Below are 20,127 nucleotides of genomic sequence, written 5' to 3' on the forward strand. Positions count from 1 at the left end.
ATGCAGTCGCCATGGCCAAGTGCATCACGGTCTTCCCCTTTTCTGAATTTCTTTCTCCCATTTTCAGCCTCACCTCTTTTATGATCGTAGGCAACTACAATAGATTTATTGTCTAATAAGACCCCCTGTAACCTGCCATAGGGGCATGCTATGATACAAACCTGTTCACGAAACCAGGCAAAAACAAAATAAAAAACTCCGGTAAAGATAAGGAGAGAAACTAAGGTGCTGAGGTGCTGAAAGGGTCCGTCCGTAATATATCGCATTAAAGTATCACTACTTATAAGATATGCGAGAAATATATTGGCGATCAGAAATGAGATCACAAAAAAGACAAACCATTTAAACACTCTTTTTCTGATCTTCTCTGCATTCCAGGGTTGACGCGCAAGGCGCATTTGAGCACCGCGATCCCCGTCTATCCAAAATTCGATCCTACGGAAAACCATTTCCATAAAAATGGTCTGCGGGCACATCCATCCACAAAATATTCGCCCAAATGCTACCGTAAAAAGAGCTATAAAGATGACCCCGATGATCATAGAGATCACAAATAAATGGAAATCTTGTGGCCAGAAAGGAAATCCAAAGATGTTAAAGCGTCTTTCGAGCACATTGAACATCAGGAACTGGTTTCCATTTATCTTAACAAAGGGAGATGCAACAAGAAATAGGAGCAACCCATAGCTGACCCATTTTCTGTATTCATAAAAACGACCACTAGGTTTCTTTGGGAATACCCAGGCACGCTTTCCTTCTTCATCGATAGTGCCTATAGAATCCCTGAACCGTTCGTCATTTGCCATTCGTTTTTAATCTAGCTCATTAATCATTCATCACAACGGTAGTTGAATCTGACACCTTTTCTGCAGGAGCATTTTCATCTATCCATATTTCCCCTTCTACCGCTTTCGGATTGGCCGGTGTAGTGCCTTGAAAAGTAAGCAGGTAACTTGCTACCTGAGCCATTTCTACCGGTTTTAAGGTCTGTTTCCAGGCGATCATTCCTTTCCCATCTCGTCCACCTTCAGAAATGGTTCTGAAAACATTCGTAATACCTCCGCCAGATATCCAATATTGGTCAGTTAAATTGGGTCCAATTCCGCCCCCACCATCGGCCATATGACAAACCGCGCAATTTGTTTCAAAGATTGCTTTCCCCGCACTCAGGTCGGACGCATCAGTAAGTAAGATTACTGTATTCACATCTACCAGGTCTTTAGCGGTCTTACGGTAAGCCTCTATGGCAGCTTGTGCCTCGGCTACTTCCATTTCGTATTCGAGATCCTGGTCGTAATCATTAAATACATGGAATCGTGCCAGGTAAACCACCGCAAACAAGGCAGTAGCGTAAAATAGATATACCCACCATGGTGGTAGTTTATTGTCTAGTTCTCTTATTCCGTCATAATTGTGGTCGAGGATAATTTCTCCTTCTTCCTCAATAGCCCTGGAGCCGAGGAGTTTTGTGTACATCCTTTTGCCCCATGCCCATGTCCAGCGCTTAGAATTGGCATTTAGATAACGCTCTTTGGCTTCCTCGGGAAGTGTTTGGAAAAGAACATTCTCCACAGATTTAACGATGAGTTCAATGGCGATCAGGATAAGTAATATCATCAGCAGGAAGAACTGCGCGATAGGATTTTCTATGAAGGCCGGTTTATCTCCCGAATCAATAAAATACTCCATCAATCCAAAGATGATAAAGAAAAAGATGGGGATTCTGATCCACCAGGGTGTCATATTTTTCATTGTGTATTTTTTTGGTTATTATCTTCTAATGGTAATTCACTTACTTCTTTGATGTACTCCTTAGAGGCGGTAAATACCCACCAGAAAAGCAGGGAAAAAAAGACAAAGAAGATCAAAAGAGAGATCATAGGATAGGTGGCCACTCCTTCAATACTTTCCATATAGTTTTTGGCAAATTTTAGCATGATTTACTTGTTTTCTGATATTAGTTGATCGGTTCCTTTAACTTTAATGTCAGTTCCTAATCGCTGTAAATAGGCGATCATAGCGATAATTTCGCGGTCTTTCATTTCTATGAACTCTTGGCCGTTGCTGGCCGCAAATGCTTTGTCTTCCTCATACCCTCGGGCAAAGTCGGGATCTGCGTAGAGATTCTTTTCTATTGAAAGCGCTTGTTCATTCATGGACGCCTGTGCATTGTTGATTTCCTCATCTGTATAAGGAACCCCTAGAGTTACCATGGCGCGCATCTTGTCTTGTGTGGCACTGCGGTCATGCTTGTTTTTCACCAACCATTGGTATGCAGGCATAATAGAGCCCGATGACATACTTTGAGGGTCGTACATATGATTTAAATGCCAATTGTCTGAGTATTTACCTCCAATCCTGAGTAGATCAGGGCCGGTACGTTTACTACCCCATAGGAAGGGGTGATCATACACAAATTCACCTGCCTTGGCATATTCTCCATAGCGTTCCACTTCACTTCTGAAAGGACGTACCATTTGTGAATGACAACCAACACAACCCTCCCGAATGTAAAGGTCGCGCCCTTCTAGTTCCAAAGGAGTATACGGTTTTACACTTGTGATAGTAGGAATGTTCGATTTCACCAAAATAGTAGGAACAATCTGTATGATCCCTCCTATAAGGATGGCAATAGTGGCCAAGATAGTTAGTTGAATGGGCTTCCTTTCGAGCCAGGTATGGAAGGTTTCCCCTACAGTGCGTCTACTAGAGACCCTTGTAAGAGCAGGGGCTTCGGCAAGTTCATCCACAACGGCACTACCCGAGCGAATAGTTACCACTATGTTGTATAGCATCACAATAAATCCGACGATGTATAGGGAGCCACCAATGGCACGCATCCAATACATGGGCATAATTTCATTAACGGTTTCCAGGAAATTACCATAGACCAGGCTGCCATCCGGGTTAAAATCTTTCCACATTAGTGCCTGTGTAAATCCTGCGACGTACATAGGCAATGAATATAAGATGATACCAAGGGTGCCTATCCAGAAATGGAAATTGGCCATAGGTATAGAGAAGAGGCGGGTTTTAAACATTTTTGGTACTAAATAATAGATCATACCAAAGGTTAAGAAGCCATTCCAGGCCAGGGCGCCTACATGCACGTGTGCAATGATCCAGTCACTGAAATGCGCTATGGCATTCACATTTTTAAGGGATAACATTGGCCCTTCAAAAGTGGCCATACCATAACCGGTAATAGCTACTACCATAAATTTAAGCGTAGGATCTGTTCGCACTTTATCCCAGGCTCCTCTTAGTGTTAATAGTCCGTTGATCATCCCTCCCCATGAAGGTGCAATGAGCATTACCGAGAAAGCTACTCCTAAATTTTGTGCCCAATCCGGTAGAGAGGTGTACAGTAAATGGTGAGCCGGTTCGCTGCTTTTGGAACAAAATAATACATAAGACCAAGGAATGGGGTAGTGAGGAAAAATGCCACCGCATTATGACCATACCACCATTGAACTAAGGCATCCTGAACCCCTGCGTATACGGAATAACTCTTCAACGCACTTATAGGAAGTTCTAGGCTATTAAAAATATGAAGTACGGCAACTGTAACAAAGGTGGCCAGGTAAAACCAGATGGCTACGTACAAATGGCGTTGTCTTCGTTTGATCATGGTTCCAATCAGGTTCCAGCCAAAGGCAACCCAAATTACTGCAATAGCGATGTCTATTGGCCATTCCAATTCCGCATATTCTTTGGAAGTGGTATATCCCAATGGTAATGTAATAGCCGCGGATACGATAATAGCTTGCCACCCCCAGAAATTAAGCTTACTTAGGAAATCGCTAAACATCCGGGCTTTTAAAAGTCGTTGTGTGGAATAGTAGACTCCTGCAAAAATGGCGTTACCAACAAAAGCAAAAATGACCGCGTTTGTGTGCAGTGGTCTCAACCTTCCGAAGCTTAGCCACGAAATTCCATCGGTGATGTTTGGAAATAAAAACATCAACGCCAATAGTAAGCCTACCAACATGCCAATGATACCCCAGAATAGGGTAGCATATATAAATTTCTTTACGATCTGATTATCGTAACTAAACTGCTGTACTTCCATAATTATGATTGTTTTCTTTTAGAGATTGGTAATTCATTCTTGTTGTTGGGAAGGGTTTTTTTGTCTTTTTGTATTACGAGTTCATCTTCAAATAAAATACGCACAGAAGGCGTATAGGAATCGTCGTACTGACCGCTCTTCACTGAAAAGATAAAGGCCGCAAAAAAGACAACTGCTACCACAATACTGATAGTCAGTAACACATAAATAACACTCATACCTGCCTGAATTCGGGTGTAAAAATAAAGGGGCTGCTATCGCTAAAAAATGACATAAGTCAGGTTTTATTATTTAATTTTCCTTCCAATTAGGTTAGTTGCTAAGGTAGTAAACGCTACAATACTTATGGAACTCAAGGGCATAAGGATGGCGGCAATTACCGGTTCTAATTGACCTGTTACTGCGAAATACAAGCCAATTATATTATAGAGAAGAGATAGAACAAAACTCAATTTGATGATCTTTATGGCCTGTTTGGAAGCTTTGATATATTGTGAGAGATATTTAAACTTGCTAGCATCTAGGATCCCATCGCAAGCAGGGGAGAACACATTGATATCCTCAGAGATGGCGATACCCACATTACTTTGAGCGAGGGCACCGGCGTCATTTAGTCCGTCTCCCACCATCATTACTTTTTTACCCTGATCCTGTAATTCCTTAACAAAGAAAAGTTTGTCATCGGGTTTTTGATTGAAATACATTGGAATTAAACTAGGCAGCAAGGCTTCTAAACGATGTTTTTCCCCTTCATGATCTCCGGATAGCAGGGCAATTTCCATATTCGTTTTTAGTGCAGTAAAGAGCTCTGAAAGACCAGGCCGGTATTCATTTTGAAAAACAAAATGACCCCTGTAATGTGTATTGGTGCTGAGATGTACAACGGTTTTATCTGCAGGATCTAAACTGCAATTATCTACAAATGTTGCCGATCCCAGTTTCAGTTTTTGATCACCTTTACTGCTGTAAAGCCCCTGACCAATATATTCCTGGTAGTCGTCCAGGGTTAAAATATCCTGTTCTTTCAGTAGTTTGTAAAGTGATCTGCTCAAAGGATGATTAGACGCCCTGAGGGTGCTTTTCAACATTGATTTCTCTTCTTTACTCAGGGCCGATCCTTCGTATACAATAGTATTATGGGACCTCGTTGAAAGTGTCCCTGTTTTGTCAAAAATAGCCGTATTAATGCCGGCTAATTGTTCTATGACCCCTACATCCTTAAGATAGAATTTCTTTCTCCCAAAGATCCTAAGCATATTCCCAAGCGTAAATGGGGCAGCAAGAGCAATGGCACAAGGGCAGGCAATGATAAGTACCGCTGTAAAAACATTCCAAATCTTTGTGGGATCGGTAAAAACCCAGAATAAAGTGGCACTAAAAGCTACGAGTAATACGGTGATTGTAAAACGCCTTCCAATACTATCTGTAAGTGTCTGAAAAGTACTTTCATTGTTTTTATTAAATACAGCCTGACTCCATAATTGAGTTAAATAACTTTGGGAAACGTTCTTAAGAGCAAGCATTTCCATGGCACCTAATAATTGCTTTCCGCCTGCAAATACCTTTTCACCTACTTCTTTTATTACTGGCGTAGCTTCTCCTGTAACAAAGCTGTAATCTATTTCCACAGGCCCTTTCTGAAGCAGTCCGTCTACAGGGATCAACTCCTCATGACGAATAAGTAACCTATCCCCCTTCTTGATCTCATAGACCTGTACGGTCTCTTCTTTATTTCCCTCCAGAAGACGGGTAACGGCAATGGGAAAATATGATTTATAATCTCTTTCAAAGGAAAGGAAGGCATAGGTCCTTTGTTGAAAGTACCTGCCCAAGAGTAAGAAAAATATCAACCCACTTAAACTATCAAAGAACCCACTGCCCCAATCGAACACGATCTCCAGGGTGCTTCGAATAAACAACACCAAAATGCCAAGGGCAATGGGGACATCTATATTAAGAAGTCCACTTCGCAGTCCTTTGTATGCCGAAATCAGATAGTCTTTTCCGGCATAAAAAACTACTGGTAGGGAAAAAGCGAATATCAACCATCTGAAGAATGGCTTGTATTGATCTAACCAAAATTCGTTGACCTCAAAATACTCAGGGAAAGAAAGGAACATGATATTGCCGAAGGCAAAGCCTGCAATCCCTAGCTGATAGATCAGGGTTTTATCCTGTATTTTTTCTTTCCGGCCATAGTTCTCCAGGGATATGTTGGGCTCATACCCAATACGAGAAAGAAGAAGTACCACTTCTTTCAAGGAGATCTTTGTAGTTTCAAAATTGATCCTAACGGTCTTTTTTGGAAAATCGACTTGAGACTGTAAAATGCCGGGAGATATTTTATGCAGATTTTCAAGGATCCAAATACAGGAACTACAATGGATAGTAGGGATAAAAAGATTTATGATCTGATGATTACCGTCATTGAACTCCAATAATTTTTCAGCGATTGAGGGAGTTTCCAGATAATCGTACTTGCCTTTTGTTTCAATTGGACTACTTCCGGCTGCTGCCTGTAATTCATAGTAATAGCTAAGATCGTGTTCATCAAATATCTCGAAAACAGTTTTACAACCATAACAACAAAATAGCTTGTCCTTGTGGTAAATTATTTGATCATCACAAGGATCACCGCAATGATAGCAGTTTGTGTTATCCATACATTTGAATTATACCCGGCCACAAAGATGCCTATAGCTCCTTTTCAAATATATGATTTTAGTCAGCTTTCCAAGACCTTTCTTAAATAGTGATGAAAATGTCGTATTAAATCTTTGTAAAATCAGTTAAATACCGTGGACAGGTCTTCAAATTATAGTACTTTAGAGGTCGAAAATTTAGCTGAATGAAAAATAGATGTGAGAATTGTATTGTAAGACAATTTAATGCCCTGCGCGCCATGAGCAAGGAGGAATTAAAGCGTGTTTCGGATTCCAAGATCACTAAGTCTATCAAAAAAGGACAAGCTATTTTTGAGGAAGGTGAAAAGCTAAATGGAGTTTTCTGTGTACGTGAAGGAGTATCTAAACTTTCCAAATTAAGTGCTAACGGGAAAGATCAAATTGTAAAATTGGCCAGCAAAGGTGAGGTCATGGGGCAGCGATCTGTTATTGCAGAAGAAACCTCTAATTTAAGTGCGGTAGCGGTGAGTGATATGGAAGTATGTTTTATTCCTAAAGAAGGTATCGTAGATACGCTGCACAATAATCCTAACTTTACCGTGGAAGTGTTGAGACATATGGCCCATGATCTGCGCGAAGCCGATGATGTGATCGTAAATATGTCACAAAAATCAGTAAAACAGCGTGTTGCAGAGGCTTTTCTATATCTTGGCGAGAATTTTGGAGAGGATTCCGAAGGCTTCCTGAGTGTAACTCTATCCAGGGAAGACATAGCTAATGTAGTAGGCACCGCTACTGAGTCTTGTATCAGAATAATTTCAGAATTTAAAAAGAAAGGCTACATCAAAACCTCAGGGAAAAAGATTGGTGTTGCCAATGAGAAAAAACTCCGCGACCTGGTGGAAGGTTTTTAAAAGAACATAGCCGCTATTCCTGCTGTTCACACCAATACTTCCTTATTAGGTAACCTCACCCAATTCGCAAGGTGCCTTAAAACCTGACAAAAGTCATTGTTTGGAGCTATAATGGGGCCTACTTTTACCCCTGTTGAAGTAGAAAAAAACCCATGAAGAATATCTTATTACCTACAGATTTTTCTGAGAATTCCTGGAACGCTATCAGGTATATTTTAGAATTGTACAAAGCAGAATCCTGCACCTTTCATTTATTGAATACCTATACTCCCGTAATTCCCAACAGTAGATTTATGGCCTCTAGTTTACAGCCAAGTATCATTGATGCTGGGAGTAAGGAAACTTCCACCAGGGAACTTGGCAATATCTTAAAACGCATCCAGAAAACCTTTAAGAATAAGAATCATAGTTTTAAAATCAAATCCTCTTTTAGTCTTTTGATAGATGAGATCAAGAATATTATTGAAACCGAATCTATTGACCTGATTGTTACGGGGACAAAAGGCGCCTCAGGAATTAATGAAGTTTTCCTAGGAAGTAATACTGTGCGTATTATAAAGGCAATCCGAAATTGTCCGGTTCTTACTATCCCCCGAGAATTTAACTATAAAGAACCTCAGGAAGTTGTTTTCGCAACAGATTTTAAGAGGTATTACAGTACCTCGGAACTACAACCTTTGATAGATCTGGCCAAAAGTTTTAAGGCCACTATCAGGATCGTATATGTTCAAAATCAAATCAAGGCACTTTCTGAGATACAGCAATTTAATCTAAATATGCTAAGGAAATATTTTGGTAAAATTGATCATTATGTGCATACCGTATCGGAACTTAATTCCGTTTCAAAGACCCTTGAGGTCTTTGCAGACGAGTTGGACATCCACTTACTGGCAATGCTCAATTATCAGCACAGCTATATGGAACGTATCACCAGAGAACCTGTAGTAAAACAAGTTGCGTTCCATACACAGGTGCCTTTACTGGTGATCCCGGAACTGGGAATGAATGCACCGGCCCGCACTTCCAAAGAAAAGGAATTTCAAGTAGTTAAATAATCTATTCCTTTATCGGAAAATCTTCATAGAAGTCTTTGAAGGTCTTATTAGTGGTATAATTATCTGTCAAAACCCTGTAGACCATATACACGATCATAACCTGGCCTAAGACCGTTATATAAAACACCCAGTTAAAAGGAAAGTTCATAGCTGCCATTATAGTTACAGTGAGTAACACAATGGTAGTAGTGCCTACCCAGAACATAGCCGAAGTCTTCATATCTTTTCTTTTTTATATAAAATTAAGCCTTAGGGAAAGAACGGTATGTTAAGAAAGTTGCAAAATTCTACTACTGCTAGCTATTAGTTAACTCCAGAATTTCTCCAAAATTTGTCCTCTGCAGGGATCCCTTTATTTTTTTCCAATTGAAATGGATTAAAGGATTGCTTTACGAAAAGATACCAGGCACTAGAGGATATAGTGGGAGTAATATCCGTATGATCCCACAAGTAGGTAGCCCCAAAATTAGTTCCGTGATTGGTTGTATATGGTATTCCTATGGCACCTTCATTGGTAGCGCTATTGATAAAAGTCTCTTCTATATTAAGAACGATATTTTCTGCATTACTTGTTTGTGCCGCAGCATTGTATGCCATGGCCATTTGAGCAGTACCTTCTAACCAAACCACATCCTTATCATCATCAAAACAATACCCGCTTATTACGTTACCATGAGTAGTAGAGGTTTGAGAATTAAGAAAACGGTTTGCCTTTGTTAAGACCTCCACCGGAAAGTCTTCCAGGATCATATACCCAAGGGAATACAGATCTAATGCGTAGTTATAGGCAGGATTTGGAGTTTGAGTAATGAGCACCTCTTCATTAACATCCCAGCGTTGTTCCTCTAAGAACTGGAGAATACCCATATGAAAATCATCGAATCCGGGAACTGCATTATAAGCAGTAATTATTCCTTCTGTTACTTTAGGAATAAGAGTTCCATCTTCATTGATCCCTCCTTTTAAACCTCCGTCTTCCTCTTGTAGAGATCGCAACCAGTTCTCCAATTCAAATGCTAATTGTTCATATTTATAAGAGTTGGTCGTCTCATGGTAATTATTAATGGCCAACAATAACCAGGCATTGTCGCCCATCCAGATCCGCGATCCGTTTTCACCCGAAATCTCCCGGAATTGAAAGAATCCGCCATTGTTCCCATAAAATTCTGTCTCTAATTGCTGATTGAAATAGTCAAAGATCATTTCTGCACGGGGGATATCTCCATCTGCAAGAAATGCCAAAGCGGCCAATGCATTATCATACAGGGACACAAAATTGGTATCTTCAGCACTTTCAACTAAACCGTTATCCGCTTGCATATGCGCCATCCATTCATAAACCTGTTCGGGTGATGATGACTGAGCTGGTGTATTTGTATTTTCAACAGGGATATCCACAACCTCAACTAAAGGGATAGGCTGCTCATAGATAGTTGTGACGTCTTCCATACAGGAAACCAGGGAGAAGACAGGGACCAATAGCATTAGAAACTTAGATTTCATAGTAGGTTAATTTTTGATCTAATCTGGGAACTAGATCTTTCCTAAAATAACAGGCATAAGAGAAGAATACTATGCGTTCCCGACTAACGGCACTGGATAATCGTTCAATATTTGACCATAGTGCAGCACACCCGAGATATGGGTTTGTCATCTGTTTCTTACAAAGTAGCCTAATCGGGCAACTGTGCAGTTCATCGATGTTTTTTAAAGATATTTCGCTTCAAAATCATGATATTTAGATAGTTATTGCCCAGGTTTTGACCTATAAAATTCGAATAAAGAAGAAATATGCGCCGGATCTAATACGAAATCAAAAAGCTTTGTTATCTTTGCCCCGTTGTGTTGAGCTTCATTTATTTGAAGCTAAGTGTTGAAAACTAACATATTAGTTTCAGCCAATGAAAGGCTTTCCAAGTTGGGAGGCTTTTTTCTTTTTATACCTTTATCACTCTTTTATTTTCCGTCGAAAATGTCATTTCAAAACCTAATATCTTTCAGGTAGAAATTTTAAAGAACCTTCAAATTGTCGTAATTTTAGGCTAGAATTTTAATTCAGTTTTTCATGCCACGATATCACTCTTTAGGTAGCATTCCACATAAAAGACATACAATTTTTAAAAAGCCCGATGGTAGTTTGTACTATGAGCAATTATTTGGGACCATTGGTTTTGATGGTATGTCTTCCTTGATGTATCACGTGCATAGGCCCACCCAGGTAAAGAATATCGCCAAAACTCAAGACATAAGTCCAAAAGCTGCGGTAGAATATCATGTAAAGTCGCGTTTACTGAAAGGATTAGAACTTCCTTCTGAAGATGATTTTTTAATCAGCAGAAAGGTTATCCTATTTAATTCGGACGTTCATGTGGGACTCTCGGCACCCAGGAAATCAATGACGGACTATTTCTATAAAAATGCTGATGCAGATGAATTATTGTTCATCCATAAAGGATCCGGAACTTTAAAAACATTGTTAGGAGAAATTACTTTCGGATATGGAGATTACATCCTGATCCCACGTGGAATGATCTACCAGATCCATTTTGATACGGAAGATAACCGGTTACTAATCACAGAATCATATCACCCAATTTATACTCCAAAACGATACAGGAATTGGTTTGGGCAACATCTGGAGCATTCTCCTTTTTGCGAACGCGATTTCAGATTACCAACTAATTTGCAAACTCACGATGAAAAAGGAGACTTCCTGATCAAAGTTAAAAAACAGGGCCATTTGCATCATTTGGTTTACGCTACACATCCTTTCGATGTGGTTGGATGGGATGGATATAATTATCCGTATGCCTTTTCAATTCACGATTTTGAGCCTATTACCGGAAGGGTGCATCAGCCACCACCGGTGCACCAGACCTTTGAGACAAGTGCCTTTGTGGTTTGTTCTTTCTGCCCAAGGTTGTATGATTATCACCCACAGGCAATTCCTGCGCCTTACAATCATTCCAATATAGATTCGGATGAGGTACTGTATTATGTTGATGGCGATTTTATGAGCCGCAAGAATATAGAACAGGGGTATATCTCCCTGCATCCCGCAGGTATTCCGCATGGTCCGCACCCGGGCACCTATGAGGCAAGTATCGGTAAGGAAAAAACCGAAGAACTGGCAGTAATGATAGACACCTTCAGACCGCTACAGCTTACGCAAACTGCCCTTAATTTAGACGATGGCAAGTATTTTAAATCCTGGTTAGAGTAGGGCTACTTCATGTATGATATAGTGTAGCAAAGAGGCTGCTAATTTCGCTGTTTGATCATCCCGGTCATAGGCAGGATTCATTTCGGCCACGTCTACGCTTATCAGTTTATTTGATCTGATAATAAAGCCTAAACTGGCCAGCACTATTTCCGGTGAAAATCCCATGGGGGAAGCAGCACTTACGCCAGGGGCATAGGCCGAGGAGAACCCGTCCATATCAATAGTAACATAAACAGTATCTACCTTGGAGAGGAAGGTTTTGATGGCCTGCTCAACTTGTTCAATATGCTGAATAGAAAATTCAGTCCGGGACATATACTTAACTCCCAGTTCATCAGCGGTTTTATATAATTCTCTGGAATTAGCCTCTTTTCTGATCCCAAGACAGAGATACTGAAACGGGAAGCCATGTTTAGAACAGTCTGCTGCAATTTGATAAAAAGGAGTACCAGAATTAGTCCCCTTTTCAAATTTTCTAAGATCAAAATGCGCATCAAAGTTTATGATTCCCAGGGATTGTTTTTCACCTAAATAGTCCTTCAATCCGCAGTAATGTCCATATGCCATATCATGACCTCCCCCAAGTAACAGAGGAAATGTATTGTTCTTTAAAATAGTTTGAACCTGTTTCTGCAGGGCTTGTTGTGTTGCTTCCATATCCCCATCCAGACAATCAAAATTGCCCAAATCAAGCAATGAAATTTTATCCGAAAGATGATTGGCCAGTTTTCCAAGTTGGGCTCGGATAGCATTTGGACCTTTAGCTGCTCCCGGCCGACCTAAATTTCTTCGTACCCCTTCATCGCAGGCATATCCCAATAGGGCAAATGCCTTTTCTGTTGCTATTGGAGACGAAGGGTCCATCACATTTTGTAGAACCACCTTCTCATGAAGATATGCCATAGAACCAGATGTTCTGCCTGTCCAATTGGTCGTTGCTGGTATGGAATATCGATCCTTCATGGGTTATGTGCTATATTTTCCTCTTTTTATTCAAAAAGTCCTTTTAAGATACTTTTTTCTACATTATTTGGTAAGGTTACTTTTAAGGTGTCTGTACGTTCCATTTCCCTTTTGATGGCAAAGAGGGCTTCCTTATTTCTGGCCCAGCTTCGGCGGGCAATACCATTGTTCACATCGTAGAACAACATGCTTCGGATCCTTGCTGATGACGCCTGGGAACCATCGAGCACCATCCCAAATCCGCCATTGATCACTTCGCCCCAACCAACACCTCCTCCATTATGGATAGACACCCAGGAGGCGCCCCTAAAGCTATCACCAATGACATTGTGAATGGCCATATCGGCTGTAAATTTACTGCCGTCATAAATATTACTGGTCTCCCGGAAAGGAGAATCCGTACCACTCACATCGTGATGATCCCTCCCTAAAACAACCGGCGCACTAAGTTCTCCTTTTTGGATCGCGTCATTAAAAGCCAGAGCAATTGCGGTTCTTCCTTCTGCATCGGCATATAAAATGCGAGCCTGGGAACCTACCACAAGCTGGTTATTTTCGGCTTCCTCTATCCAGCGTATATTGTCTTGCATTTGCTGCTGAATTTCTTGTGGTGCCGTTACTTTGAGCTTTTGCATTACGCTTAACGCGATGGCATCGGTCTTTCTAAGATCTTCAGGATCGCAGGAAGTACAAACCCATCTAAAGGGCCCGAAACCATAGTCGAAACACAGTGGACCTAAAATATCCTGTACATAGGAGGGGTATCTAAAATCTATCTTGTTTTCTGCCATTACCTCCGCCCCTGCCTTGGATGCTTCCAGGAGAAATGCGTTTCCGTAATCAAAAAAGTAGGTGCCCCTATCTGAATGTTTGTTTATCAGATCTATTTGTTTGCGAAGCGATTCCTGTACTTTATCCTTAAACAGTTCTGGATCGTCTACCATCATAGCATTCGATTCTTCAAAGGAAAGTGAGGCCGGGTAATACCCTCCTGCCCATGGATTGTGAAGGGATGTCTGATCCGATCCTAGGCTTACAAAAATTTCTGCCTCGTAAAACTGCTCCCAAACATCTACGATGTTCCCCACAAAGGCGAGCGATACTGTCTCACTTCTTTTCATGGCCTCCCGGGTTCTTTTAATCAGTGAGCCAATTGAGTAATGTAACTCATCTACCCATCCTTGTTCATGTCTTTTTTCGGCAGCAGCCGGATTTACCTCCGCACATACGGTAACACAACGTGCAATGTTTCCTGCCTTTGGCTGGGCTCCACTCATACCACCCAATCCTGAGGTCAGGAATAATTTACCTTCAGAAGATTCTCCTTTTTTTAGGACCTTTCTAAAAGCATTCATAACTGTAATGGTGGTACCATGTACAATACCCTGTGGACCAATGTACATATAGGAGCCGGCGGTCATTTGCCCGTATTGGGTTACACCAAGAGCATTGTACCGCTCCCAATCGTCTGGTTTCGAGTAATTCGGGATCATCATCCCATTGGTGATCACCACTCTGGGGGCAGATTTAGAAGATGGAAAGAGACCCATAGGATGACCAGAATACATATGAAGGGTTTGTTCCTCGGTCATTGTGGCCAGGTATTGCATGGTGAGTGCATACTGAGCCCAATTCTGGAATACGGCGCCATTGCCTCCATAAGTGATCAGCTCATCGGGGTGTTGAGCAACAGCCGGATCCAGGTTGTTTTGTATCATCAGCATAATAGCCGCTGCCTCTGTTGAACAGGCAGAGTATTCGGAGATAGGCCTGGCATACATGGGGTAGGTAGGTTTAAACCTGTACATATAAATTCGGCCATATGATTCCAATTCTTGCGCAAACTCTGAAGCCAGTTCCTGATGCCATTTTGAAGGAAAATATCGTAAGGCATTTTCAATGGCCAGTAATTTCTCTTCTCTGGTAAGGATCTGTTTTCGGTTTGGAGCATGACTATATCTACTTCGCACCGATGGTTTTGGTGGTAATTCCGCGGGAATACCTTGAATGATCTGCGAATTAAAGTCGGTATTCGTTGAAGTTTTCATTCGGTAAAATTCTACAAATTTGAATAAACAAGTGCTCCCTTCTTAATAACGACAGAAGGCTGCAAACTCCCTTGCTGATATAAGATCTCCCGGTGATCGGGTGTTTTAAACAAAGCAAGGTCTGCCAACATTCCTTTGACAAGCACTCCCCTGTCTTTTAATCCCAAAGCTGCGGCTGCTCTATGCGTAATTCCTGCAAAAACCTCGGCAGTAGTTAACTTTTCGAAAGCTCCAAGAATGGCAGCCTGAGTTAACAACTGACCCATTGGCGCTGAGCCAGGATTATGGTCGCTGGCAATGGCCACTGATGCCCCGGCATCTAACAAGGCTCTTGCCGGAGTAAAATTACACCCAAGACCCATAGAGGCCCCGGGTAGTGCCACGGCAATCACATCGCTTTTTGCCAGGAGATTAATTTCTTTGGGAGTGCTGGCCTCCAAATGGTCAGCACTGCGCGCCTTATACTGAACAGCCACTTCACTGCCCCCCACACTAAACTGATCTGCATGAACCGTAATATCGAAACCAAGAGATGTAGCCTTATTAAAATAAGGCGCTATTTCTGCTTTGGAAAATGCCCCCTCTTCAATAAAGGCATCTACCCTGTAAGACAAGTTTTCTTTTTTTATCATTGGCAATAGTTGCTCTGCCATCATTTCCAAATATTCCATTTTGGATCCTTCAAAATCCTCAGGGAACATATGGGCAGCCAGGCAGGTACTTATAAGATCTGCTGAAATGGATGCATTAGCTTTGGCAATGGCCTGTAGCATTTTTAATTCATGCGGTAGGCTAAGGCCGTATCCGCTTTTTACTTCAATAGTAGTTACACCCTGGTGCAAATGGTTGGTTGCTCTCTGGATGATGCCTTCTGCTAACGCCTCTTCGGTAGCTGCACGAGTTTGAGTCACGGTGTCCCAAATACCGCCCCCTGCTTTGGCAATTTCCAGGTAGGATGTTCCTGCGTTTCTTAAGGCATAGTCCCTGGCCCGTGATCCGCTAAAACAAATATGGGTATGGCAATCTATGAGTCCGGGGATTGCCACAACCGGGCTATTCAGTAAGGTGATCTCCGCTTTTAGTTCTTTGGCCACAGCCAGGACATCTTTGTGTTTTCCAAGGGTGTGTATCCGTTCTCCTTGCATTAAAATGCCGGCATCCTTGAGCATGGGCAACGCACTGTCTGGAACAGCACCATTGATAGGCAGTTGATCCATGGTAAGTACTTCCGTTATCGGACCTATGTAAGAGAATGTTCCCATAACCTAGTATACTTCAAATTCTTTACTGAATGGGGTCCGTAAGGAAAGCCCTTTCTTTTTACTGACGGAGTTCACTACCCCAATAATGGTTTTGTTTTGTACCATTTGGATACCCAATTCAATGTCATCGGCAAAGACCCTGTCTTGTGTTGCAAACGAGACCATTTTTCTTACTTCTTTATGAACCATTTCCAAAATTACGCCGCTGTTTAAAGGTTTCCTGAATTCAAAAGCCTGTGCCGCGGTGAGCAGTTCAATGGCTAAAATTTTTTCAACATTTCCAATGACCTGAAGTGCCTTCCTTCCCGAAATTGAGCCCATACTAACATGGTCCTCTTGTCCCAGAGACGTGGGAATACTATCTGCACTTGCCGGGAAGCATAATCCTTTATTCTCGCTGGCAAGGGCGGCCGTAGTATATTGTAAGATCATATATCCGGAATTAGTTCCGGTCTCTTTCATCAATAATTTTGGGATCCCAGGGCTATTACCCTCCAGGGCAAGATAGATACGGCGGTCTGAAATATTTCCCAGTTCTGAAGCTGCCAAACAGGCATAATCTAGCGCCATGGCCAGGGGTTGTCCGTGAAAATTACCGCCGCTAATGGTAAGATCTTTGTTAATGATCAACGGATTATCTGTCACAGAATTCAATTCAATCTCTAACAACTCCTTTAAATGTAACCAGGCATTTCTGGAGGCCCCATGAACTTGCGGAATACAGCGTAATGAGTACGGATCTTGCACCCGCTCACAATCTATATGATCTTCCATGATCTCCGAGCCCTGTAATAGCAATTGAATGCGTTTTGCAACATGAATTGTCCCTTTGTATGGGCGAAGGGCATGTAGCTCCTGAAAAAAGGGTTTTATAGAGCCTTGAAGTCCTTCAACCATCATGGCCCCTATGACATCTGAATGGGCAAGGCAGTTGTGCAGGCTATCGAGGACCATCACTGCATGGGCTGTGATAAACTGGGTTCCATTGATCAGGGCCAATCCTTCTTTAGGACCTAATTCTATAGGCTGTAATCCGGTTTCTTCAAAAAGCTGAGCCCCGCTAATAACACGATCCTTGTACTCCACTTTTCCCAGCCCCAGGAGCGGTAAAAAGAGATGAGATAAAGGAGCAAGGTCACCGGAGGCACCTACGGAGCCCTGAGAGGGAACCACAGGAATGGCATCATGATCTATATGCCATAGTATACGCTGTAATGTATTCTCTGAGATTCCTGAATATCCTTTTGCAAGGGAATGTGCTTTTAGGACAAGCATTAACTTCGCCAGTTTTTTAGCAATGGGTGCACCTACACCCACGCTATGGCTTTGTATAATATTCTTTTGTAAGATGCGGGTTTCTTCCTTTGAGATACTGGTAGTGCACAAAGGACCAAACCCGGTATTAATACCATATACAGGAGATCCTTTTTCAATAATGTCCTGAACTATGTTGTGACTTTCAATAATCTTTTTCAGCGCTTGTTCACTGATCTGCCCTATGGTGACGCCACTTGCAAGAGATAGAGCTATTCCTGCCGTAAGTGTATCTTCTCCAAATGAAAAGGTCTTGGGTTGGTCAACCATTCTTCAAATAATTTTAGTACCCTAAATGTATTCATTATGTTTGAGATGCACTAGGAAAAGGACTTGTCTGTAGAGGACATGTTCCTATTATGCATTAAAGAAATCAATTTGAATTGCTATGATATTTGACCTTATTAAAAAAAGACGCGCCGTATTTCCCGCCCAATACAATAAAAAGGAAATAGACAAAAAGGACCTCAATCGGATCCTGGAAGCAGCCAATTGGGCTCCTACACACAAAAAAACCGAACCCTGGCGGTTTAAGGTACTATTAGGGGAGTCCAAAGAAAAATTGGGTCTGTTCTTATCCTATAAATACATGGACACGGAGGCTAAGCCGAAGGAGATGAAGACCAGGAAGTTGATGGAAAACCCTAGAAAGTCGGCCGCAGTCATTGCCATTTGTATGCAGCGAGACCCTCAGCAAAGGGTCCCCGAATGGGAAGAGATCGCTTCTACAGCTATGGCCGTTCAAAACATGTGGTTGTGCTGCACGGAATTGGGAATCGGTTGCTATTGGAGTTCCCCGGGACTCATCGAGTATATGGACGAATTCTTTGAACTGATGCCTGGTGAAAAATGCCTTGGATTTTTTTATATGGGGTATTATGATACGGAATTAGAGGCAGGTATTCGGTCTCCGATAGAAGACAAAACATTTTGGTTTGAGTAAAACTTTCTCTTTGTGTTCCATCTAATTAAAATATGGAAACAAAGCCGCTTTGTATTCCCAGGCCTTAGCAATAAAAAGACCCATAAAGATAATGGTCACCACAAACTTTAAAAAGGTACCGGTTAGAAAACCTATAAAGGAGCCGAAGGCAGCTTTGAGGGCCGATTTTTGATCTGCTTTGTTGAGTAACTCTCCCAGAAATGCGCCTACAAAAGGCCAGATAATGATTCCTAAAATTCCAAGTATTGGAAAGACAATGGCCACCACAAGGCCAAGGGTAGTACCGATCATTCCCGCTCTTGTACCACCAAATTTTTTAGTACCCAGGGCCGGGATTAGATAGTCCATTGCAAACACTACCAGGGCAACTGCCAAGGTTACTCCCAGGAACCACCAGTCATTGGGAATTGCTTCGGTAAGATAAAGCAAAAGAAGCCCCAACCAGCTTACCGGTGTGCCCGGTAATACTGGAAGAAAACTACCGAGGATGCCCGTTAGCATCAGAATAAAACCAAGGACCAATAAAACAATATCCATGTATATAGTTTTGTAATAGGACTAAAGTACATCAGATTTGTTACATCTGTTTCTTTTTATAATTCCTTTTAAGGCCTGAAATGGAATTCTTATTGAATAAAAAAAAGCGTAATTTTCGGCATTGAATAGCTATTTTTATGAGGTTTCTTGGTATTCTGTGTTGTTTTATTCTCTTACAATCCTGTGATTGGATGGCTTCTACCGAATCCAAGACCCAAAAGATAGTGGAAGATGAACTTCGCGGGATCGATTGGAATGATGTGGATCAATATCCTCTTTTTGAGGGATGTGATGAGACGGCAGCCAAGTTAGAACAGCGCCTTTGTTTTGAAAATACCTTATTGCAGAATTTAGCAATGACCTTGCAGGATTTTCAGTTTGTGATAGACAGTGAAATAGAAACTACCATCTATGTAGATTTTCTTGTAGATAACAAGGGTGAAATTTCGGTGGTTCAGATCGATAAAAATGCAGTGCTGGAAGATCAGTTGCCTCAATTCAGCGGGATCATCACAAAAGGTCTTAAGAGTATGCCAAATCCGGCCCCGGCATTGAAACGCGGGGTGCCCGTAAAAACCCGATTCAGATTACCCCTTCAAATAATAACAAAATAGAAAGCGTGAGTAAGGAAAAGATCATCATGGGAATAGATCCGGGAACCACTATCATGGGTTTTGGGATCATAAAGGTGACAGGTAGGACAATGACATTTGTTCAAATGAACGAACTCCTACTCAATAAGTACAAGGACCCTTTTACCAAATTAAAACTCATTTATGAGCGCACCATTGAGCTCATAGACACCTATAATCCGGATGAGATAGCCATTGAAGCTCCTTTTTTCGGGAAGAACGTGCAGTCCATGTTAAAACTGGGGAGGGCACAGGGGGTGGCCATGGCAGCCGGACTAAGCCGACAGATTCCCATCACCGAGTATTTTCCAAAAAAGATCAAAATGGCGATCACAGGGAATGGGAATGCCAGCAAAGAACAGGTGGCCAAGATGCTGCAGAGTATCCTCAACTTAAAAACACTTCCAAAGAATCTGGATAGTACAGACGGGCTGGCTGCTGCCGTATGCCATTTCTACAACGAAGGTCGATTGGAGACCGGTAAAGGATATTCCGGATGGGCCTCTTTTGTAAAACAGAATGAAGATCGAATTAAATAAG

The 20,127-nt window shown here is 41.7% G+C and carries 18 protein-coding genes and 1 pseudogene; 6 read left to right on the forward strand and 13 right to left on the reverse strand.

All coding sequences use genetic code 11. From position 1 onward, the window contains the following. The 6 genes and pseudogenes from Q0X72_RS06415 to Q0X72_RS06440 form a co-directional block, all read right to left on the reverse strand. On the reverse strand, positions 1-806 hold an 806-nt coding region (locus Q0X72_RS06415), incomplete at its 3' end, for a 4Fe-4S dicluster domain-containing protein (protein ID WP_297763047.1). Positions 807-825: 19 nt separating this feature from the next. Beyond that, a complete protein-coding gene (locus tag Q0X72_RS06420) occupies positions 826-1,752 on the reverse strand; it encodes a cbb3-type cytochrome c oxidase N-terminal domain-containing protein (RefSeq protein WP_297763049.1) in 927 nt (308 codons plus the stop codon). Then, positions 1,749-1,937 carry a CcoQ/FixQ family Cbb3-type cytochrome c oxidase assembly chaperone gene (locus Q0X72_RS06425; protein WP_297763050.1) on the reverse strand — a complete coding sequence of 63 codons (189 nt, stop codon included), beginning with the start codon at positions 1,935-1,937 and terminating at the stop codon, positions 1,749-1,751. The genes Q0X72_RS06420 and Q0X72_RS06425 overlap by 4 nt, the downstream gene beginning before the upstream one ends. A 3-nt stretch (positions 1,938-1,940) precedes the next feature. After that, positions 1,941-4,072 (reverse strand): annotated as a pseudogene (ccoO, locus tag Q0X72_RS06430) (cytochrome-c oxidase, cbb3-type subunit II). A 2-nt stretch (positions 4,073-4,074) separates the two neighbouring features. Beyond that, positions 4,075-4,290 (reverse strand): cbb3-type cytochrome oxidase assembly protein CcoS, encoded by a 216-nt coding sequence (ccoS, locus tag Q0X72_RS06435; RefSeq protein WP_297763053.1) that lies wholly within the window; start codon positions 4,288-4,290, stop codon positions 4,075-4,077. Positions 4,291-4,359: 69 nt separating this feature from the next. After that, positions 4,360-6,735 (reverse strand): heavy metal translocating P-type ATPase metal-binding domain-containing protein, encoded by a 2,376-nt coding sequence (locus tag Q0X72_RS06440; protein WP_297763056.1) that lies wholly within the window; start codon positions 6,733-6,735, stop codon positions 4,360-4,362. A gap of 185 nt (positions 6,736-6,920) precedes the next feature. On the opposite strand from Q0X72_RS06440, the gene Q0X72_RS06445 reads away from it, so the two are divergent. Together Q0X72_RS06445 and Q0X72_RS06450 are read left to right on the forward strand one after the other, a co-directional pair. Continuing rightward, positions 6,921-7,610, forward strand: coding sequence for a Crp/Fnr family transcriptional regulator (locus Q0X72_RS06445; RefSeq protein ID WP_297763058.1), 690 nt, complete (start codon positions 6,921-6,923; stop codon positions 7,608-7,610). A gap of 152 nt (positions 7,611-7,762) precedes the next feature. Further along, positions 7,763-8,665, forward strand: coding sequence for a universal stress protein (locus Q0X72_RS06450; protein WP_297763061.1), 903 nt, complete (start codon positions 7,763-7,765; stop codon positions 8,663-8,665). Position 8,666: 1 nt separating this feature from the next. Here the strand turns inward: Q0X72_RS06450 and Q0X72_RS06455 are convergent, their stop codons facing one another. Next, positions 8,667-8,885, reverse strand: coding sequence for a hypothetical protein (locus tag Q0X72_RS06455; RefSeq protein ID WP_297763064.1), 219 nt, complete (start codon positions 8,883-8,885; stop codon positions 8,667-8,669). Positions 8,886-8,968: 83 nt separating this feature from the next. Beyond that, entirely contained in the window at positions 8,969-10,168 is a 1,200-nt protein-coding gene (locus Q0X72_RS06460) for a hypothetical protein (RefSeq protein ID WP_297763067.1), read from the reverse strand. A gap of 562 nt (positions 10,169-10,730) precedes the next feature. On the opposite strand from Q0X72_RS06460, the gene Q0X72_RS06465 reads away from it, so the two are divergent. After that, a complete protein-coding gene (locus tag Q0X72_RS06465) occupies positions 10,731-11,888 on the forward strand; it encodes a homogentisate 1,2-dioxygenase (RefSeq protein ID WP_297763069.1) in 1,158 nt (385 codons plus the stop codon). Here the strand turns inward: Q0X72_RS06465 and hutG are convergent. Genes hutG through hutH form a run of 4 tightly spaced genes read right to left on the reverse strand, consistent with a single transcriptional unit; the run spans position 11,880 to position 17,745 of the window. After that, positions 11,880-12,851, reverse strand: a complete 972-nt coding sequence (gene hutG, locus Q0X72_RS06470) for a formimidoylglutamase (protein WP_297763072.1) — start codon at positions 12,849-12,851, stop codon at positions 11,880-11,882. The two genes, Q0X72_RS06465 and hutG, sit on opposite strands and share 9 nt — an antisense overlap. 26 nt (positions 12,852-12,877) lie before the next feature. Further along, positions 12,878-14,899, reverse strand: a complete 2,022-nt coding sequence (locus Q0X72_RS06475; RefSeq protein ID WP_297763074.1) for a urocanate hydratase — start codon at positions 14,897-14,899, stop codon at positions 12,878-12,880. Between the two features lie 11 nt (positions 14,900-14,910). Continuing rightward, complete coding sequence (hutI, locus tag Q0X72_RS06480; protein ID WP_297763077.1) at positions 14,911-16,161, reverse strand: imidazolonepropionase; 1,251 nt, start codon at positions 16,159-16,161, stop codon at positions 14,911-14,913. 3 nt (positions 16,162-16,164) lie between these two features. Further along, complete coding sequence (gene hutH, locus Q0X72_RS06485; RefSeq protein ID WP_297763080.1) at positions 16,165-17,745, reverse strand: histidine ammonia-lyase; 1,581 nt, start codon at positions 17,743-17,745, stop codon at positions 16,165-16,167. Between the two features lie 118 nt (positions 17,746-17,863). Between hutH and Q0X72_RS06490 the strand changes: the two genes are divergently transcribed. After that, the gene (locus Q0X72_RS06490) at positions 17,864-18,418 is read left to right on the forward strand and encodes a nitroreductase (RefSeq protein WP_297763082.1); all 555 of its coding nucleotides are present in this window, start codon (positions 17,864-17,866) and stop codon (positions 18,416-18,418) included. Positions 18,419-18,439: 21 nt separating this feature from the next. On the opposite strand, the gene Q0X72_RS06495 is transcribed toward Q0X72_RS06490, so the two are convergent. Next, positions 18,440-18,955 (reverse strand): DUF456 domain-containing protein, encoded by a 516-nt coding sequence (locus Q0X72_RS06495; RefSeq protein WP_297763084.1) that lies wholly within the window; start codon positions 18,953-18,955, stop codon positions 18,440-18,442. 191 nt (positions 18,956-19,146) lie between these two features. Here Q0X72_RS06495 and Q0X72_RS06500 point away from each other — a divergent pair, with 191 nt between their 5' ends. Together Q0X72_RS06500 and ruvC are read left to right on the forward strand one after the other, a co-directional pair. Further along, positions 19,147-19,569 carry a hypothetical protein gene (locus Q0X72_RS06500; protein ID WP_297763086.1) on the forward strand — a complete coding sequence of 141 codons (423 nt, stop codon included), beginning with the start codon at positions 19,147-19,149 and terminating at the stop codon, positions 19,567-19,569. A gap of 5 nt (positions 19,570-19,574) precedes the next feature. Next, entirely contained in the window at positions 19,575-20,126 is a 552-nt protein-coding gene (gene ruvC / locus Q0X72_RS06505) for a crossover junction endodeoxyribonuclease RuvC (RefSeq protein ID WP_297763089.1), read from the forward strand. Position 20,127 lies beyond the last annotated feature (1 nt).

The organism is uncultured Muriicola sp. (assembly GCF_947258935.1).
In the GTDB taxonomy this organism is placed as follows: Bacteria; Bacteroidota; Bacteroidia; order Flavobacteriales; family Flavobacteriaceae; genus Muriicola.

Bases quoted from the DNA above. Each gene is read 5' to 3' on its own strand.
- Q0X72_RS06420 (WP_297763049.1), bottom strand. From the start codon at position 1,752: ATGAAAAATATGACACCCTGGTGGATCAGAATCCCCATCTTTTTCTTT.
- Q0X72_RS06425 (WP_297763050.1), bottom strand. From the start codon at position 1,937: ATGCTAAAATTTGCCAAAAACTATATGGAAAGTATTGAAGGAGTGGCC.
- ccoS (WP_297763053.1), bottom strand. From the start codon at position 4,290: ATGAGTGTTATTTATGTGTTACTGACTATCAGTATTGTGGTAGCAGTT.
- Q0X72_RS06440 (WP_297763056.1), bottom strand. From the start codon at position 6,735: ATGGATAACACAAACTGCTATCATTGCGGTGATCCTTGTGATGATCAA.
- Q0X72_RS06445 (WP_297763058.1), top strand. From the start codon at position 6,921: ATGAAAAATAGATGTGAGAATTGTATTGTAAGACAATTTAATGCCCTG.
- Q0X72_RS06450 (WP_297763061.1), top strand. From the start codon at position 7,763: ATGAAGAATATCTTATTACCTACAGATTTTTCTGAGAATTCCTGGAAC.
- Q0X72_RS06455 (WP_297763064.1), bottom strand. From the start codon at position 8,885: ATGAAGACTTCGGCTATGTTCTGGGTAGGCACTACTACCATTGTGTTA.
- Q0X72_RS06460 (WP_297763067.1), bottom strand. From the start codon at position 10,168: ATGAAATCTAAGTTTCTAATGCTATTGGTCCCTGTCTTCTCCCTGGTT.
- Q0X72_RS06465 (WP_297763069.1), top strand. From the start codon at position 10,731: ATGCCACGATATCACTCTTTAGGTAGCATTCCACATAAAAGACATACA.
- hutG (WP_297763072.1), bottom strand. From the start codon at position 12,851: ATGAAGGATCGATATTCCATACCAGCAACGACCAATTGGACAGGCAGA.
- Q0X72_RS06475 (WP_297763074.1), bottom strand. From the start codon at position 14,899: ATGAAAACTTCAACGAATACCGACTTTAATTCGCAGATCATTCAAGGT.
- hutI (WP_297763077.1), bottom strand. From the start codon at position 16,161: ATGGGAACATTCTCTTACATAGGTCCGATAACGGAAGTACTTACCATG.
- hutH (WP_297763080.1), bottom strand. From the start codon at position 17,745: ATGGTTGACCAACCCAAGACCTTTTCATTTGGAGAAGATACACTTACG.
- Q0X72_RS06490 (WP_297763082.1), top strand. From the start codon at position 17,864: ATGATATTTGACCTTATTAAAAAAAGACGCGCCGTATTTCCCGCCCAA.
- Q0X72_RS06495 (WP_297763084.1), bottom strand. From the start codon at position 18,955: ATGGATATTGTTTTATTGGTCCTTGGTTTTATTCTGATGCTAACGGGC.
- Q0X72_RS06500 (WP_297763086.1), top strand. From the start codon at position 19,147: ATGGCTTCTACCGAATCCAAGACCCAAAAGATAGTGGAAGATGAACTT.